This window comes from Streptomyces kaniharaensis (assembly GCF_009569385.1).
GTDB lineage: Bacteria > Actinomycetota > Actinomycetes > Streptomycetales > Streptomycetaceae > Kitasatospora > Kitasatospora kaniharaensis.
Map to the genome: position 1 here is coordinate 4,169,270 of NZ_WBOF01000001.1, position 17,024 is coordinate 4,186,293.

At 72.3% G+C, this 17,024-nt stretch carries 11 protein-coding genes; 8 read left to right on the forward strand and 3 right to left on the reverse strand.

All coding sequences use genetic code 11. The features are described 5' to 3' along the window. The first annotated feature begins 8 nt into the window (after positions 1-8). Complete coding sequence (hflX, locus tag F7Q99_RS18755; RefSeq protein WP_153462946.1) at positions 9-1,511, forward strand: GTPase HflX; 1,503 nt, start codon at positions 9-11, stop codon at positions 1,509-1,511. A gap of 60 nt (positions 1,512-1,571) precedes the next feature. Here hflX and F7Q99_RS18760 read toward each other — a convergent pair whose 3' ends face one another. Further along, a complete protein-coding gene (locus tag F7Q99_RS18760) occupies positions 1,572-2,705 on the reverse strand; it encodes a trypsin-like serine peptidase (protein ID WP_153462948.1) in 1,134 nt (377 codons plus the stop codon). A 46-nt stretch (positions 2,706-2,751) separates the two neighbouring features. Beyond that, positions 2,752-3,936, reverse strand: a complete 1,185-nt coding sequence (locus F7Q99_RS18765; RefSeq protein ID WP_153462950.1) for a trypsin-like serine peptidase — start codon at positions 3,934-3,936, stop codon at positions 2,752-2,754. Between the two features lie 399 nt (positions 3,937-4,335). On the opposite strand from F7Q99_RS18765, the gene F7Q99_RS18770 reads away from it, so the two are divergent. The 5 genes from F7Q99_RS18770 to F7Q99_RS18790 are packed head-to-tail and all read left to right on the forward strand — an operon-like array spanning position 4,336 to position 12,064. Then, positions 4,336-6,135, forward strand: coding sequence for an IucA/IucC family protein (locus F7Q99_RS18770; protein WP_153462952.1), 1,800 nt, complete (start codon positions 4,336-4,338; stop codon positions 6,133-6,135). Continuing rightward, entirely contained in the window at positions 6,027-6,701 is a 675-nt protein-coding gene (locus tag F7Q99_RS18775; protein WP_230210738.1) for a GNAT family N-acetyltransferase, read from the forward strand. The genes F7Q99_RS18770 and F7Q99_RS18775 overlap by 109 nt, the downstream gene beginning before the upstream one ends. A 10-nt stretch (positions 6,702-6,711) precedes the next feature. Continuing rightward, positions 6,712-8,100 (forward strand): lysine N(6)-hydroxylase/L-ornithine N(5)-oxygenase family protein, encoded by a 1,389-nt coding sequence (locus F7Q99_RS18780; protein ID WP_326846846.1) that lies wholly within the window; start codon positions 6,712-6,714, stop codon positions 8,098-8,100. Beyond that, positions 8,078-9,901 carry an IucA/IucC family protein gene (locus F7Q99_RS18785; RefSeq protein ID WP_326846847.1) on the forward strand — a complete coding sequence of 608 codons (1,824 nt, stop codon included), beginning with the start codon at positions 8,078-8,080 and terminating at the stop codon, positions 9,899-9,901. Before F7Q99_RS18780 ends, F7Q99_RS18785 begins: the two co-directional genes overlap by 23 nt. Before the next feature lie 12 nt (positions 9,902-9,913). Then, a complete protein-coding gene (locus F7Q99_RS18790; RefSeq protein WP_153462956.1) occupies positions 9,914-12,064 on the forward strand; it encodes an ATP-dependent DNA helicase in 2,151 nt (716 codons plus the stop codon). Positions 12,065-12,139: 75 nt separating this feature from the next. Here F7Q99_RS18790 and lexA read toward each other — a convergent pair whose 3' ends face one another. Beyond that, the gene (lexA, locus tag F7Q99_RS18795; protein WP_230210740.1) at positions 12,140-12,802 is read right to left on the reverse strand and encodes a transcriptional repressor LexA; all 663 of its coding nucleotides are present in this window, start codon (positions 12,800-12,802) and stop codon (positions 12,140-12,142) included. A gap of 561 nt (positions 12,803-13,363) precedes the next feature. Between lexA and nrdR the strand changes: the two genes are divergently transcribed. Continuing rightward, positions 13,364-13,861, forward strand: a complete 498-nt coding sequence (gene nrdR, locus F7Q99_RS18800) for a transcriptional regulator NrdR (RefSeq protein ID WP_326846848.1) — start codon at positions 13,364-13,366, stop codon at positions 13,859-13,861. 212 nt (positions 13,862-14,073) lie between these two features. Then, positions 14,074-16,986 (forward strand): vitamin B12-dependent ribonucleotide reductase, encoded by a 2,913-nt coding sequence (locus F7Q99_RS18805; RefSeq protein WP_326846849.1) that lies wholly within the window; start codon positions 14,074-14,076, stop codon positions 16,984-16,986. Positions 16,987-17,024: the final 38 nt, after the last annotated feature.

Sequence of the window (17,024 nt, forward strand, 5' to 3'; positions counted from 1 at the left end):
AGGACAGAATGACCTCCACGTTCGACACCCGCGACCACGCCGACGCCCCGCGCCGCATCGACGGTCTGCGGGCGGGAGCCCTCATGGACGAGGACCTCGCGGCCATCGACGAGGACCTCGGCCACCACTACGACGGAGACCAGTACGACCGCAGTGAGCGTGCCGCCCTGCGCCGTGTCGTCGGCCTCTCCACCGAGCTCGAGGACGTCACCGAGGTCGAGTACCGCCAGCTCCGCCTGGAGCGCGTGGTGCTCGTCGGCGTCTGGACCGACGGCACGCTGGAGGAGGCGGAGAACTCGATGGCCGAGCTCGCCGCGCTCGCCGAGACGGCCGGCTCCCAGGTCCTGGACGGCGTCATCCAGCGCCGCGACAAGCCCGACGCCGCGACCTACATCGGTTCCGGCAAGGCCCAGGAGCTGCGCGACATCGTCGCCTCCACCGGCGCCGACACCGTGGTCTGCGACGGTGAGCTCACCCCCGGCCAGCTGATCCACCTCGAGGACGTGGTCAAGGTCAAGGTCGTCGACCGGACGGCCCTGATCCTGGACATCTTCGCCCAGCACGCCAAGTCCCGCGAGGGCAAGGCGCAGGTCTCGCTCGCGCAGATGCAGTACATGCTGCCGCGCCTGCGCGGCTGGGGTCAGTCGCTCTCCCGGCAGATGGGTGGCGGTGGCTCCGGCTCGTCCGGCGGCGGTATGGCCACCCGTGGTCCCGGTGAGACCAAGATCGAGACCGACCGGCGCCGGATCCGCGAGAAGATGGCGAAGCTCCGCAGGGAGATCGCCGAGATGAAGAAGGGCCGCGACACCAAGCGCCAGGAGCGCAGGCGCCACCAGGTGCCGTCCGTGGCCATCGCCGGGTACACCAACGCCGGCAAGTCCTCCCTGCTCAACCGGCTCACCGGTGCGGGCGTGCTGGTGGAGAACGCGCTGTTCGCCACCCTGGACCCGACCGTGCGCCGGGCGCAGACGCCGAGCGGGCGGGTCTACACCCTGGCCGACACCGTCGGTTTCGTCCGGCACCTGCCGCACCACCTGGTCGAGGCCTTCCGCTCGACCATGGAGGAGGTCGCCGACGCGGACCTGATCCTGCACGTGGTCGACGGCTCGCACCCCGAGCCGGAGACGCAGCTGGCCGCGGTCCGCGAGGTCATCGTCTCGGTCGACGCGCAGAACGTCCCCGAGATCGTGGTGATCAACAAGGCGGACGCCGCCGACCCGCACGTGCTGCAGCGCCTGCTGCGCCGCGAGCCGCACGCCATCGTGGTGTCGGCCCGCAGCGGCGCGGGCATCGAGGAGCTGCTGAAGCTCATCGACGACGAACTGCCGCGCCCGGCCGTCGAGGTGCGGGCCCTGGTGCCCTACACTCAGGGCGGGCTGGTCTCCCGGGTGCACGCGGAGGGCGAGCTGCTCTCCACCGAGCACACCGGCGAGGGCACGCTGCTGCACGCCAAGGTCCCCGCCGAACTGGCCTCCGAGCTGGAGCGCTACGCGGTGGCGCTGCAGGGCTGAAAGACCTCACGGCCGCGGAAGGGCCCCGGACTCGTCCAGGGTCCTTCCGCGTTTCGCGGGCTACTTCACGTTCTTGCTGAAGTACTCGAAGGCCTGCTTCGCCTGGTCCTGGAGGGAGGGGCCCGCCAGGTCCTCGGACGGGTTGCGGTTGCCGATCGAGGTGACGCTGATCAGGTTCGGCTTGCCGTCCTTGGTGATGAACCAGCCGCCGCCGCTGGAGCCGCCGGTCATGGTGCAGCCGATCACGTACATCGGCGGGCGGGTCCGGTCGAAGGAAAGTCTGCTCGGCGGGATCGCCGAGTCGCAGTGGTCCAACTGCATGCCGTCGAACGGCCGCTCGGCCGGGTAGCCGTACGAGGACGCCGAACTGATCTGGTCGCGCGGGGCGTTGAACCAGACCGGGACCGAGCCGCCGACCGTCTCCTCCAGGGACTTGCCGGAGCCGCTCTCGCTGCGCACTCGGACGATCCCGTAGTCGTACTGGTCGTGGGCGCCGCCGCCGCTCTCCTTGACCCAGGTCGGCGAGACCAGCGCGCGCACCGCCGTCCAACGGCCGTACGGGGAGACCTGCTGCTCGCTGTACGGCTTGCCGCGGACGGCCTGGCCGTCGCGGTTGAAGCCGGGCACGAACGCGATGTTCTTCAGCCAGCCGCCGCCCTTGCCGTCGTGCAGGCAGTGCGCGGCGGTGTAGACGAGGTTGCTGCGGCCCGGGTTGACCGGGTCGGAGACCACCGTGCCGGAGCAGGCCGCGTCGCCCTCGGGCGTGGTCATGAAGATCCTGCCGACCACGGCCGTGGCCGGGCTGTACGGGTGCGGCTGCGGTTCGGCCCGGACGGCGGCCGGGGGAGCGTCCTGCTGGACGCCGCTCTGGGCGGCGGCGTGGGAGTACTCCGGGGTGGGCCGGCCCTTGGCGCCCTCCATCCTGGCGATGGACCAGAAGCCCTCCGCCACCTCGTTGCTGAAGGCGTTGTCCGAGACGAACCGGGCCCAGTCCTCCAGCTTCCAGTTCGCCAGGTCGTCCGGGCCGGTCGGCGGCGCCGGCTTCACGACGGGGGCGGGCGCGCTCGCGGCCTTGCCGCCGCCGGCGTGGCCCGGGCCGCAGGCGGTCGTGGTCAGGGCGAGTGCGGCGAGCACCGCGGCGCCGGCCACAGCGGCCCGGCGCCGCGGCACGCGCCCGCGGCTGGTGTACGGCATGCTGCATCGTCCCCCGTCGAATCTCCCGTCGCGTCGGTGAACGCGGTCACTGCTTCCTGGAGATCCAGTCCAGCGCGTTCCTGGCGACCGTCTCCAGGTACGGGCCGCTCAGCGAGGTGTGCTCCTGGGTGCCGATCGAGGTGTTGCTGACCAGGGCCGTCTTCCCGTCCGGCATGGTGGCGAACCAGCCGCCGCCGCTGGAGCCCTGGGTCATGTTGCAGCCGATCGTGAGCATCGACGGCCGCTTCGGGTCGAACGACAGCCGGGTCGGCCTGCCGCCGTCGCACTTGTACAACTCCTGGCCGTCGAACGGCTTGTAGAGCGGGTAGCCGATCGCCGAGACGGACAGCCTGTCGCGCGGCGCGTCGAACCAGACCGGGACGGCCGAACCGACCGTCTCCTCCAGCGACTTGCCGGTGTCGTTCTGGTTGTGCACCCGCATGACGGCGAAGTCGTACTGGCTGGCGGCGTCCCCGCTGCCGCCGCCCTCGACCATCCACTGCGGCGAGGTGGTGACGAGGTCGGCCCACCAGGTGCCGAGCGGGGCCAGCTCGGACAGCGGCGCCTTCTTGCCGCCGCTGGAGGCGCCCGAGTTGTTGTAGGCGGGGACGAACACGAGGTCCTTGAAGTAGTTGCCGCCCTTGCCCTCGTGCACGCAGTGGCCGGCCGTCCAGACCAGGTTGCTCTTGCCCGGGTGCTGCAGGTCGGTGATCACCGTCGCCGAGCAGTTGCCCCGGCCGCCCTGGGCGCTGAAGAACACCTTGCCGGAGGGCTGCTTGGTGTAGGGGCGGGACACGGGCGTGGCCTTGACCACCGGCGGCTCGGGGTCGGTCACGCCGTTGTCGGCGGCCGGCTTGGCGGTGGGCGGGGCAGGATCGGCCGGCTTGGAGTCGCCCATGTTGTCCGGGTTCCAGAAGTCCTTCACGACAGGGTTGTTGAAGACGTGCTTGGACGCCCACGTGTCCCAGTCCTCGAACTTCCACTTCTTCAGGTCGTCCCAGGTCTTGGGCAGGCCCTCCAGCAGGCTGGTCGGGATGCCCGAGGGCAGGGTGATCCCGCCGATCACGCCCCCGCCGCCCGCGCCGGCCGTCGCGCTCGCGGAGGCGGGCGGCGGCGCGGCGGTGCCGCCCTTGTCGCCGCCCGCCGGGCCGTCCGGGCCGCAGGCGCTCACCGCGAACAGGGCTCCCGCGACGAGGGCGGCGGCCAGGGCGGACCGGTGGATCGATGACATCTGTGCTCTTCCCCCTGTTGCTCGGTCAGATCGGTAACGCGGTCGAGACCCGGTCGAGTCGGTGCTCGGTCGGCTCGGTGCTCGGACGGGCGTGCCGGTGCGGCGGCAGGCCGCTCCGGAGTCTTTCACCGCTCAGCAGGACGGCACCGGCCGCCCCCCGGGTTGCGGACCTGACCGGAGGTCATCGACCTGTGACGAACCCGAGGCCGGCTCGTTGGCACAACAGGCGCCTTCCTCCCGGGTGGTGAACAATCCCCGATCTTCACTCAGACGAGTGAGCCGTCCTTGTGATCACCCATCAGGGATAGGTAACCCTTACCTGACGCGACGGGGCGAGCGCCCGCCGAACCTCTCCGCCACCCGCGCTCGTCCGCACCCCACGCGCCCCAAGGAGCAGCCTTGAGCACCGCCGCCCTCACCGGAGCCCCGCCCGACCCGCTGCTGCCCGCGGACCGGCCGTACGGGCCCGACCCGCTGCTGCACCCGGACCCCGCCGTCGCCGCCGAACAGGCCGCGCTGGAAGCCCTGTTGCGCTGCTGGGCGCGCGAGACCGGCGCCCGCCCCGGCCCGGACGGGCGGCTGCGGATCGCCGTCCTCGGCGGCGCAGCCCGGCTCTCGGCGCCCGTCCGCTACTGGTCGCCCGCCGGCTGGCACCGCTTCGGCCCCGCCGTCCTCGGCGCCGGCGAGGGCGCCGCCGACGCGCCGGTCGACGCTGTCACCGCCGCCGCCCTGCTCGCCGCCGCGGCCGCCGACCGCCCCGACCCCGGTCAGGTCGCCGACCTCGCGGCCCGGGTCGCCGACTCGGTCGTCCGCACCGCCGAGATCCTCGCGCACCGCCGCACCGCCGCCGCCCCCGGCGGGCCGGAGGGCTCGCACTTCCTCGCCGCCGAACAGTCCCTGCTGCTCGGCCACCCGCTGCACCCCACCCCCAAGAGCCGCGACGGCCTCGGCCCCGCCCAGAGCGCCGCCTACTCGCCCGAACTGCACGGCTCCTTCCAGCTCCACTGGTACGGCGTCGACCGCGAGCTGCTGGCCGCCGGCTCCGCCCTCCCCGAGAGCGCCGAGCGGATCACCGCCGGCCTGCTCGGCGCCCGCACCCCGCTGCCGCCCGGTACCGCCGCCCTGCCGCTCCACCCCTGGCAGGCCCGCGAACTCGCGCACCGCCCCGCCGTCGCCGCCCTGCTCGCCGAAGGACTCCTGCACGACCTCGGGCCGGCCGGCGAACCCTGGCACCCCACCTCCTCGGTGCGCACCGTCTACCGGCCCGGCACCCCGTGGATGCTCAAGCTCTCGCTCGGCCTGCGGATCACCAACTCCCGCCGGGAGAACCTGCGCAAGGAGCTCCACCGCGGCCTGGAGATGCACCGGCTGCTGGAGAACGGCCTCGCCGCCGAGTGGCGGGCCGCCCACCCCGGCTTCGACATCGTCCGCGACCCGGCCTGGATCGGTGTCGACCACCCCGGCCTCGGCGACCCCGGCGGCCTGGATACCGTGCTGCGCGCCCAGCCCTTCGCCCCCGCCGACCGCGCACTCTGCGTCGCCGGGCTGGTCGCCGAACAGCCGCTCGGCACCGGCGACACCGTGCCGTCCCGGCTCGGCGACACGCTGCGGGCGCTCGCCGCCCGCTGCGGCCGCCCGCCGCGCACCGTCGCCGCGGAGTGGTTCCTGCGCTACCTGCACGCCGTCGTGCTGCCCGTCCTCTGGCTGGACGGCCGAGCGGGCATCGCCCTGGAGGCGCACCAGCAGAACAGCCTCGTCCTGCTCGACGCCGAGGGCTGGCCGAGCGGCGGGCGCTACCGCGACAACCAGGGCTACTACTACCGGGAGAGCGCCGCCGAACGGCTCACCGCCCGGCTGCCCGGGCTCGGCGAGCACAGCGACACCTTCCTCCCCGACCAGGTGATCGACCACCACTTCGCCTACTACCTCGGCATCAACCACGTCCTCGGCCTGATCGGCGCGTTCGGCTCCCAGGGGCTCGCCGACGAGGCCGTGCTCCTCGCGGCGCTGCGCCGGTTCCTCGCCGGCCCGCAGGTGGCGGCCACCGGCTCGGCGCTGCCCGCGCTGCTGCTCGACGCGCCCTCCCTGCCCTGCAAGGCCAACCTGCTCACCCGGATCAACGGTCTGGACGAGCTGGTCGGCCCGGTCGCCACCCAGTCCGTGTACGTGGACATCCCCAACCCGCTGGCGGACGCGTGACGATGGTGGACGACGTGGCCGGGTGGGGCGCCATCCCCGCCCGGGCCGGCGAGTTCCGGCTCCGCCCGGTCCGGCTGCCCGCCGACCTCGAGCTGCTCGCCGGGTGGATGAACGACCCCGAGATCGCCGCCTTCTGGGAGCTCGCCGGGCCGCCCGCCGTCACCGAACGGCACGTCCGGGCCCAACTCGACGGCGACGGCCGCAGTCTGCCCTGCCTCGGCCTGCTCGACGGCACCCCGATGAGCTACTGGGAGGTCTACCGCGCCGACCTCGACCCGCTCGCCCGGCACTACCCGGCCCGGCCCCACGACACCGGCGTCCACCTGCTGCTCGGCCCCGTCGGAAGCCGGGGCCGGGGACTCGGCGCCGTCCTGCTGGCCGCCCTCGCCGAGCGGATCCTGCGGCAGCGGCCGCGCTGCGAGCGGGTGGTCGCCGAACCCGACGTCCGCAACCTCCGCTCGGTCCGGGCCTTCGAACGGGCCGGGTTCCGGGCGGCCGGCGAACTCGACCTGCCCGACAAGCGCGCCGCCCTGATGGTCCGCGCCCGCCTCCCTCACCCCGCCTAGGACATCCGCCGTGGACACCCCAGCAGCCCCGCCGGCGCCGTACGACCTGCTCGGCGTCGGCATCGGCCCGTTCAACCTCTCGCTCGCCGCGCTCGCCGAGCCCGTCCCCGGCCTGCGGACGCTCTTCTGCGACCAGCGCCCGGAGTTCCGCTGGCACCCCGGCATGCTGGTGGACGGGGCCCGGATGCAGGTGCCGTTCCTGGCCGACCTGGTCTCCCTGGTCGACCCGACCAATCCGTGGTCGTTCCTCAACTACCTGCGCGACCGGGACCGGCTCTTCCCGTTCTACTTCGCCGAGCGCTTCCAGCTGCCGCGCCGCGAGTACGACCACTACTGCCGCTGGGCCGCCGAGCGGCTCGGCAACTGCCGGTTCGGCACCGAGGTCACCGCCCTCCACTGGCAACAGGGCCTCTTCCGCGCCGAGTTGACCGACACCGCGACCGGCCGGCGCAGCCACGTGCATGCCCGCAACCTGGCGCTCGGCGTCGGCACCCGGCCCGTCCTGCCCGAGGCCTTCGCCGTCCTCGACGGCCACCCGCGGGCCTTCCACTCCGCCGACTACCTCGACCGCCGCGGCGACCTCGCCGGCGCCCGCGACATCACCGTGGTCGGCAGCGGGCAGTCCGGCGCCGAGGTCCTCCTCGACCTCCTCCGGCGGCACGACGGCGACGGCGTCCGGCTGCGCTGGCTCACCCGCACCCGCGCGCTCGCGCCCATGGAGTACTCCAAGCTCGGCCTGGAGCACTTCACCCCTGACTACACCCGCTACTTCCACAGCCTGCCCGAGCCCGTCCGGGACACCCTGGTTGCCGCCCAGTGGCAGCTGCACAAGGCCGCCAGTGCCGAGACCCTCGCCGAGATCCACGACCACCTGTACGAGCGCACCATCGGCCGCCCGATCGACACCGCACCGGTCGAGATCACTCCCGGCACCGCCGTGACCGACGCCCGGCCGGGCCCCCGCGGCGGCATCGAGCTGCACTGCCGGCACGCCGACTCCGGCGCCGAGCACCTCGTGCGCACCGACGCCGTGGTGCTCGCCACCGGCTACCGGGCCGCCCGCCCCGCGGCGCTCGAACCGCTCGCCCACCTCATCGACTGGGACGCGGCCGGCCGCTACCGCGTCGACCTCGACCACCGCGTCGCCACCCGCCCCCAACTCACCGGCGGCCTCTACGTCCAGAACGCCGAACTGCACACCCACGGCGTCGGCACCCCGGACCTCGGCCTCGGCGCCCACCGCGCCGCCGTCATCCTCAACGCCGTCACCGGCCGGACCGTCCACCGGCTGCCCACCCGCACCGCCTGGACGGGCTTCGCGCCGCCCCGCGCCGCCATCGCAACACCCACCATCCCCCGCCCCCAGGAGCTGACCCGTGCCGCAACAGCCGGCCGCTGAACCGCCGCTCTACCTGCCGCCGCAGCTCACCGCCGGCCACTGGCAGCGGGCGGGCCGCACGCTGCTGGCCAAGATGCTCGCCGAGTTCGCCTACGAGGAACTGTTCACCCCCGCCCCCGCCGCCACCGACGGCGAGTACCTGCTCCGGCTGCCCGAGACCGAGTACCGCTTCACCGCCCGCCGCAGCGCCTACGGCAGCTGGCGGGTCGACCCGGACTCCGTCCGCTGCTCCCGCCCGGACGGCCTCGACCCGCTGCGCTTCCTCACGTACGCCCGGCACACCCTCGGCCTGCGCGGCGAGACCACCGGCCACCTGATCCGCGAACTCACCGCCACCCTGACCGCCGACGCCCACCAGCTCGCCACCGCCCTCACCGCCGCCGAACTCGCCGACCTCGACCACCCCGGGCTGGAGGGCCGGCAGGGCGGCCACCCCTGGATCGTCCCCAACAAGGGCCGGATCGGCTTCTCCGCCACCGACGCCGCCCGCTGGACCCCGGAGGCGCGGACCGCGCGCCCGCTGCCCTGGATCGCCGTCCACCGGCGGCTCGCCCAGTACCGGGGCGTCCCCGGGCTGGAGCGCCCCGAGCAGCTGTACGCGCGCGAGCTCGACGACCCCGGCGCCCTGCGTGCCGCCCTCGGCCCGGACGCCGACGACTACCTGCTGCTGCCCGTCCACCCCTGGCAGTGGGACGAGACGGTCGTCCCGCTCTTCGCGCCCTGGATCGCCTCCGGCGAGATCGTCCCGCTGCCTTCCGACGGCGCCCCACGGCTGCCCCAGCAGTCCATCCGCTCCTTCTTCAACACCGCCCGCCCCGAGCGCTGCACCGTCAAACTGCCGCTGTCGATCCTCAACACCCTGGTCTGGCGCGGCCTGCCCACCGAACGCACCCTCGCCGCGCCCGCCGTCACCGCCTGGATCCACGGCCTGCGCGACGCCGACCCGTTCCTGCGCGACGAGTGCCGGGTGATCCTGCTCGGCGAGATCGCCTCCGTCACCGTCGACCACCCGCTCTACCGCGACCTGCCCGAGGTGCCCTACCAGTACAAGGAACTCCTCGGTGCGATCTGGCGCGAGCCGCTCGGGCCCTTCCTGACCGGCGGCGAACGCGCCCGCACCCTGGCGGCCCTGCTGCAGACCGGCTCCGACGGCCGCGCCCTCGCCGCCGAGCTGATCGCCCGCTCCGGGCTCACCCCGGCCGCGTGGACCCGCCGGCTGTTCGCCGCCATGCTGCCGCCGCTGCTGCACTTCCTCTACCGGTACGGGCTGGTTTTCTCCCCGCACGGCGAGAACGCCGTCGTCGTCTTCGACGAGCACGACGCCCCGGCCCGGCTCGCGGTCAAGGACTTCGTCGACGACGTCAACCTCAGCGACCAGGACCTGCCCGAACTGCGCGGCCTGCCCGCCGAGGTCGACGACGTCCTGCTGCGCGAGCCCCCGCAGGGGCTCTGCCAGTTCCTGCACTCCGGGCTGTTCATCGGCGTGTTCCGCTACCTCGCCCCGCTGCTGGAGGCGCAGACCGGGCTGCCCGAGGCCGAGTTCTGGACCCTGCTGCGCGCCGAGATCCGCCGCCACCAGGAGCGCTTCCCCGAGCTGCGCGAGCGCTTCGAGCTGTTCGACCTGTTCCGGCCGCGGATCGACCGGCTCTGCCTCAACCGCAACCGGCTGCTCCTCGACGGCTACCAGGACCGCCCGCACCGCCCGCACGCCGCCCGGCACGGGACCATCCCCAACGCCCTGGTCGCCCTCGACGCGGAACTTCCCGGGCGACGGGACCGGATTGTCACCCCCGCCCCGTAGGGTGGGAGTGTCATGACGAACGACTCCCGAACCCAGCTCCCCGGCGAGGACGCCGACACCGACGTCGACACGGACGTCGACTCAGACGGCGAGGAAGCCGTCGCGGTCCCGCGCGCCCGCATCCCCGAGCTGCTGCACGCCGCCGTGGCGGCCGTCGGCGGCGTGGAGCGGCCCGGCCAGGTGCGGATGGCCGAGGCCGTCGCCGACGCCGTCGACCACAACGAGCACCTGCTCGTCCAGGCCGGCACCGGCACCGGAAAGTCCCTCGCCTACCTGGTGCCCGCACTCGCCCACGGGGACCGCGTGGTGGTCGCCACCGCCACCCTGGCGCTGCAACGCCAGCTGGTCGAGCGGGACTTGCCGCGCACCGTCGAGGCGCTGCACCCGGTGCTGCGCCGCCGCCCGCTGTTCGCGATGCTCAAGGGCCGCTCCAACTACCTGTGCCTGCACCGGGCCCACGAGGGCACGCCGAGCGACGAGGGCGAGGGCCTGTTCGACGCGGCCGAGGCGCTCGGCGGGCCGGCCAGCAAGCTCGGGAAGGAGGTGATGCGGCTGCGCGACTGGGCCGACGAGACGGACACCGGCGACCGCGACGACCTCAGCCCCGGCGTCTCCGACCGGGCCTGGGCCCAGCTGTCGGTCACCTCCAAGGAGTGCCTGGGCGCCACCCGCTGCGCCTACGGGCAGGACTGCTTCGCCGAGCAGGCCCGGGAGCGGGCCAAGCTGGCGGACGTCGTGGTCACCAACCACGCGATGCTCGCGATCGACGCGATCGAGGGCGCGCCGGTGCTGCCCGAGCACGGGCTGCTGATCGTGGACGAGGCGCACGAGCTGGTCAACCGGGTCACCGGGGCGGCCACCGCCGAGCTGACCGTCGGCGCGGTCAACCGGGCGGTCAAGCGGGCCGCCCGGCTCGCCAACGAGAAGGCCGTCGACGCACTGCAGGCCGCCGCCGAGAACTACCACGGCCTGATGGAGACGGCCCAGCCCGGCCGGGTCGAGGAGCTGCCCGAGTACCTGGGGTACGCCGTCACCGCGATCCGGGACGCCGCCCGGCAGGTGATCACCTCGCTCGGCGAGACCAGGGACAAGGGGCTCACCGACGAGGACGCGGTGCGCAAGCAGGCGATGGCTTCGGCCGAGACGCTGCACGAGACCGCCGAGCGGCTGCTGGAGGGCTCCGAGTACGACGTGGTCTGGATCGAGCGCAGCGACCGGTTCGGCCTGGGCACCGCCTCGCTGCGGGTCGCGCCGCTGAGCGTCTCCGGGCTGCTGCGCGAGGGCCTCTACAAGGAGCGCTCGGTCGTCCTCACCTCGGCCACGCTCAAGCTCGGCGGGGACTTCAACGGTGTGGCCGCCTCCGTCGGCCTGCCCGCGGAGGCCCGGCTGCCGGACGAGCGCACGGCCGGCGACAACCCGGAGCCGGGTCTCGAGGAAGGCTCCGGCGGGGAAGATCCGGTGCCGTTCTGGCGGGGCATCGACGTCGGATCGCCGTTCAAGTACCCCAAGCAGGGCATCCTGTACGTCGCCAAGCACCTCTCCGAGCCCGGCCGCGATCCCGAACGGCCGGACATGCTCGACGAGTTGGCCGAGCTGATCGGCGCGGCCGGTGGGCGGACCCTCGGCCTGTTCTCCTCGATGCGCGGCGCCCAGGCGGCGGCCGAGGCGATGCGGGAGCGGCTCGACAACCGGATCCTGCTCCAGGGGGAGGAGACGCTGGGCGAGTTGATCCGCGAGTTCGCCTCGGACGCGAGCACCTGCCTGTTCGGCACGCTCTCGCTCTGGCAGGGCGTGGACGTGCCCGGCTCGGCCTGCCAACTGGTGGTCATGGACCGCATCCCGTTTCCGCGGCCGGACGACCCGCTGATGAGCGCCCGCCAGAAGGACGTCGAACAGCGCGGCGGGAACGGCTTCATGGCGGTCGCGGCGACGCACGCGGCGCTGCTGATGGCACAGGGCGCGGGCCGACTGGTCCGCGCGGCCGACGACCGGGGCATCGTGGCGGTGCTCGACCCGCGGGTGGCGACCAAGCGGTACGGAGGCTTCTTCCGCACCTCGATGCCGGAGTTCTGGTACACCACGGACCGCAACCAGGTGCGCCGCTCGCTGGCGGCGATCGACGCCTCGGCGCCGCCGGTCCGGCCGGTGGTGAAGCGGGGCTGAGTTCCCCGGAGACGCCGGAGGGGCTCCCCGCGCCGTCGCGGTGGAGCCCCTTTCCGGTGATGCCGTGGGAGTGCGTCAGAGGCGGCGCAGGACCGCCACGACCTTGCCCAGGATGGTCGCGTTGTCGCCGTTGATCGGCTCGTACGCCGGGTTGTGCGGCATCAGCCAGATGTGGCCGTCCTCGCGCTTGAGTCGCTTGACGGTGGCCTCGCCGTCGATCATCGCGGCCACGATGTCGCCGTTCTCGGCGACCGGCTGGCGGCGCACGGTGACCCAGTCGCCGTCGCAGATGGCCGCCTCGATCATCGAGTCACCGCGCACGGTGAGCGCGAACAGCTCGCCCTCGCCGACCAGTTGGCGCGGCAGCGGGAAGACGTCCTCCACCGTCTGCTCGGCCAGGATAGGCCCGCCGGCGGCGATCCGGCCGACCAGCGGCACGTAGGAGGTGGACGGGCGGCCGGCCGTCTCGGCGGTGTTCGGGCGCGCCACCTCGACGCCGCGGACCTCGTAGGCGCGCGGGCGGTGAGGGTCCCGGCGGAGGAAGCCTTTGCGCTCCAGAGCCATCAGCTGGTGGGCGACCGAGGAGGTGCTGGACAGGCCGACGGCCTGGCCGATCTCACGCATGGACGGCGGGTAGCCCCGGCGCTGGACGGAATCCCGGATGACCTCGATCACGCGGCGCTGGCGCTCGGTCAGCCCGGCCTCGTCGGTCCGGATGCCGGGGGGGCGGCCGGGCATCGCCCTGGTGGGCGCCGAGTGGGCGTCGTCGAGGGCGGGGGAGTGCTCGATCGGCTGGTCGGGAACGCGGCTCGTGCTGGAAACGGCCGGGCCGGAGAGGCGGTGGTCTTCGCTACGGTCCATGCTGATGTCCACGCTCTGCTGATTCGTGGTGCGCTGCCCCACCTTGAACTGGGAGTGTTCCTGCACCGGGATGGTGTTGCTTTCGATGGTGTTCACGGCGGCCCCTCTCGACGGCTGTCCTCTCCCTTTTCCAGCCCAACGCACCTCCTATCGAAAGGTTGCGCCAAACACACGTTCGAGTGAATTATTCGGGAGTTGGGTGACTCGATCAAGGCTTTGCTGTACATCGATTAAATGTTCGATCGAATCCCGACTTCCGCACTGTAATCCGCGTCGACACGCCAGGGGTGCCGCCTCCCCCCGTAGACCTACATGTAGTGGCTACTCTCCTCTCCGGGCCCAGTACTAGTGGTTACGGCGCATGATCAGCTTGCCGAGGCCGGGGTCGCATCGCATAGACTCAACCGTCCGCACGTCCTGCCAGGGAGGGATCCTCAGGTGCACTGCCCCTTCTGCCGGCACTCCGACAGCCGCGTCGTCGACAGCCGGACCACCGAGGACGGCAGCTCGATCCGCCGTCGTCGGCAGTGCCCGGACTGCGGCCGCCGCTTCACCACCGTGGAGACGGCCGCGCTGATGGTCATCAAGCGCAGTGGGGTCACCGAACCGTTCTCCCGGGAGAAGGTCATCTCCGGCGTCCGCAAGGCCTGCCAGGGCCGCCCGGTCACCGAGGACGCCCTCGCCCTGCTCGGTCAGCGGGTCGAGGAGTGCGTGCGGGCCACCGGCAACGCCGAGCTGACCACCCACGACGTCGGGCTGGCCATACTCGGCCCGCTCAAGGAACTCGACGTGGTCGCCTACCTGCGCTTCGCCAGCGTGTACCAGGCGTACGACGGACTGGAAGACTTCGAGGCCGCCATCGCGGAGATCCGCACCGGACGGCCCGCCCCCGAGGCGGACGGCACCTGCGTGCCCGTTCCCGCGGCCGCGCCCTAGGCGGCGCCGGCACCGGCCCCCACGGGCCCAGCTGCACCACAACCACAACATCGGGCCCTCCGGGGCCGAGGCGTGCCCGTAAACGGGGCGCAGAACACAACAAACCGTGCGCAAGCAGGCGAGGTCTCGGGCTGCCCGCACACCGGAAGAACGAACCAGCGGTGCCCGGACTTTTCGGGGCGCTTCGGGCGTTTGCCCAGGAGGAGGAAGAAGTGACAGACACCACGAGCGGTTCCGCACGCGGGTCGAAGTCCGACAAGGCCGCGGCCAAGGGTGCGGGCAAGGCCCCCAAGGGCGGTCTGCGGATCGAGCGCATCTACACCACTCCGGGCGTGCACCCGTACGACGAGGTCCGCTGGGAGCGGCGCGACGTCGTCATGACCAACTGGCGTGACGGGTCGATCAACTTCGAGCAGCGCGGCGTCGAGTTCCCCGACTTCTGGTCGGTCAACGCCGTCAACATCGTCACGTCCAAGTACTTCCGCGGCGCCGTCGGCACCCCGCAGCGCGAGTGGAGCCTGCGGCAGATCATCGACCGCGTGGTGCTCACCTACCGCGCCGCCGGTGAGAAGAACGGCTACTTCGCCACTCCGGACGACGCCGAGATCTTCGAGCACGAGCTGACGCACGCCCTCCTCCACCAGGTGTTCAGCTTCAACTCGCCGGTCTGGTTCAACGTCGGCACCAAGCAGCCCCAGCAGGTCAGCGCCTGCTTCATCCTGGCCGTCGACGACTCCATGGAGTCGATCCTCGACTGGTACAAGGAAGAGGGCATGATCTTCAAGGGCGGCTCCGGCGCCGGCCTCAACCTCTCCCGGATCCGCTCGTCGAAGGAACTGCTGTCCTCCGGCGGCAACGCCTCCGGCCCGGTCTCCTTCATGCGCGGCGCCGACGCCTCCGCCGGCACCATCAAGTCCGGCGGCGCCACCCGCCGTGCCGCCAAGATGGTCGTGCTGGACGTCGACCACCCCGACGTCGAGGCCTTCATCGAGACCAAGGTGAAGGAGGAGGAGAAGATCCGCGCCCTGCGCGACGCGGGCTTCGACATGGACCTCGGCGGCGACGACATCGCGTCCGTCCAGTACCAGAACGCCAACAACTCCGTCCGCGTCTCCGACGAATTCATGACCGCCGTCGAGAACGGCACCGAATTCGGCCTGCGCGCCCGCCTCACCGGCGAGGTCATCGAGACCGTCGACGCCAAGAAGCTGTTCCGCAAGATGGCCGAGGCCGCCTGGGCCTGCGCCGACCCCGGCATCCAGTACGACTCCACCATCAACCACTGGCACACCTGCCCGGAGTCCGGCCGCATCAACGCGTCCAACCCCTGCTCCGAGTACATGCACCTGGACAACTCCAGCTGCAACCTCGCCTCGCTGAACCTGATGAAGTTCCTGCGCGACGACACTGCGTCCGACAGCGGAACGGGCTTCGACGCCGCCACCTTCGCCAAGGTCGTCGAGCTGGTCATCACCGCGATGGACATCTCCATCTGCTTCGCCGACTTCCCGACCGAGAAGATCGGCGAGACCACCCGTGCCTTCCGCCAGCTCGGCATCGGCTACGCCAACCTCGGCGCCCTGCTGATGGCCACCGGCCACGCCTACGACAGCGAGGGCGGCCGCGCGCTCGCCGGCGCCATCACCTCCCTGATGACCGGCACCGCCTACCGCCGCGGCGCCGAACTCGCCGGCGTCGTCGGCCCGTACGACGGCTACGCCCGCAACGCGGCCCCGCACCAGAAGGTCATGCGGCAGCACGCGGACGCGTCGCTCGCCGCCGTCCCCGTCGACGACCTGGACGCCCCGGTCTGGACCGCGGCCAACGAGACCTGGCAGGACGTGCTGCGCATCGGCGCGCAGAACGGTTTCCGCAACGCCCAGGCCTCGGTGCTCGCCCCCACCGGCACCATTGGCCTGATGATGGACTGCGACACCACCGGCGTCGAGCCCGACCTCGCCCTGGTGAAGTTCAAGAAGCTCGTCGGCGGCGGCTCGATGCAGATCGTCAACGGCACCGTGCCGCGCGCCCTGGGGCGCCTCGGCTACCAGGACGAGCAGATCGAGGCGATCGTCGCCCACATCGGCGAGCACGGCAACGTCGTCGACGCGCCGGGTCTTCGGGCCGAGCACTACGAGGTGTTCGACTGCGCGATGGGCGAGCGTTCCATCTCGCCGATGGGCCACGTGCGGATGATGTCGGCGATCCAGCCCTGGATCTCGGGCGCCATCTCCAAGACGGTGAACATGCCCGAGAGCGCCACCGTGGAAGAGGTCGAGGAGATCTACTTCCAGGCCTGGAAGCTCGGCGTGAAGGCGCTCGCCATCTACCGCGACAACTGCAAGGTCGGCCAGCCGCTCTCCGCGAAGACCAAGTCCTCCGAGAGCTCCGAGGCCAAGGCCGTGCAGGCCCCGGCGGCCGCCGCGGTCGAGAAGGTCGTCGAGTACCGACCGGTCCGCAAGCGCCTGCCCAAGGGCCGCCCGGGCATCACCACCTCCTTCACGGTCGGTGGCGCCGAGGGCTACATGACCGCCAACTCCTACCCGGACGACGGCCTCGGCGAGGTCTTCCTCAAGATGTCCAAGCAGGGCTCGACGCTCGCGGGCATGATGGACGCCTTCTCCATCGCCGTCTCGGTCGGCCTGCAGTACGGCGTGCCGCTGGAGACGTACGTCTCGAAGTTCACCAACATGCGCTTCGAGCCGGCCGGTCTGACGGACGACCCGGACGTGCGGATGGCGCAGTCGATCGTCGACTACATCTTCCGCCGCCTGGCGCTGGACTTCCTGCCGTTCGAGACCCGCTCGGCGCTCGGCATCCACTCCGTCGAGGAGCGCCAGCGCCACCTGGAGACGGGCTCCTACGAGCCCCTGGAGGTCGAGGAGCTGGACACCGAGTCGCTCGCCCAGTCCGCCCCGGTGATCGCCGCGCCGGCGCCCGCCCCCAAGGCGCCCAAGGCCCCCAAGGCCGCCCCGGCGCAGGCCCACAACTCCACGGAGCTGCTGGAGATCCAGCTCGGCCTCAACGCCGACGCCCCGCTCTGCTTCTCCTGCGGCACCAAGATGCGCCGCGCCGGCAGTTGCTACCTCTGCGAGGGCTGCGGCTCCACCAGCGGCTGCAGCTGACAACGCTCGACCCCGGTTTCCACCCGATGAGGTGAAAA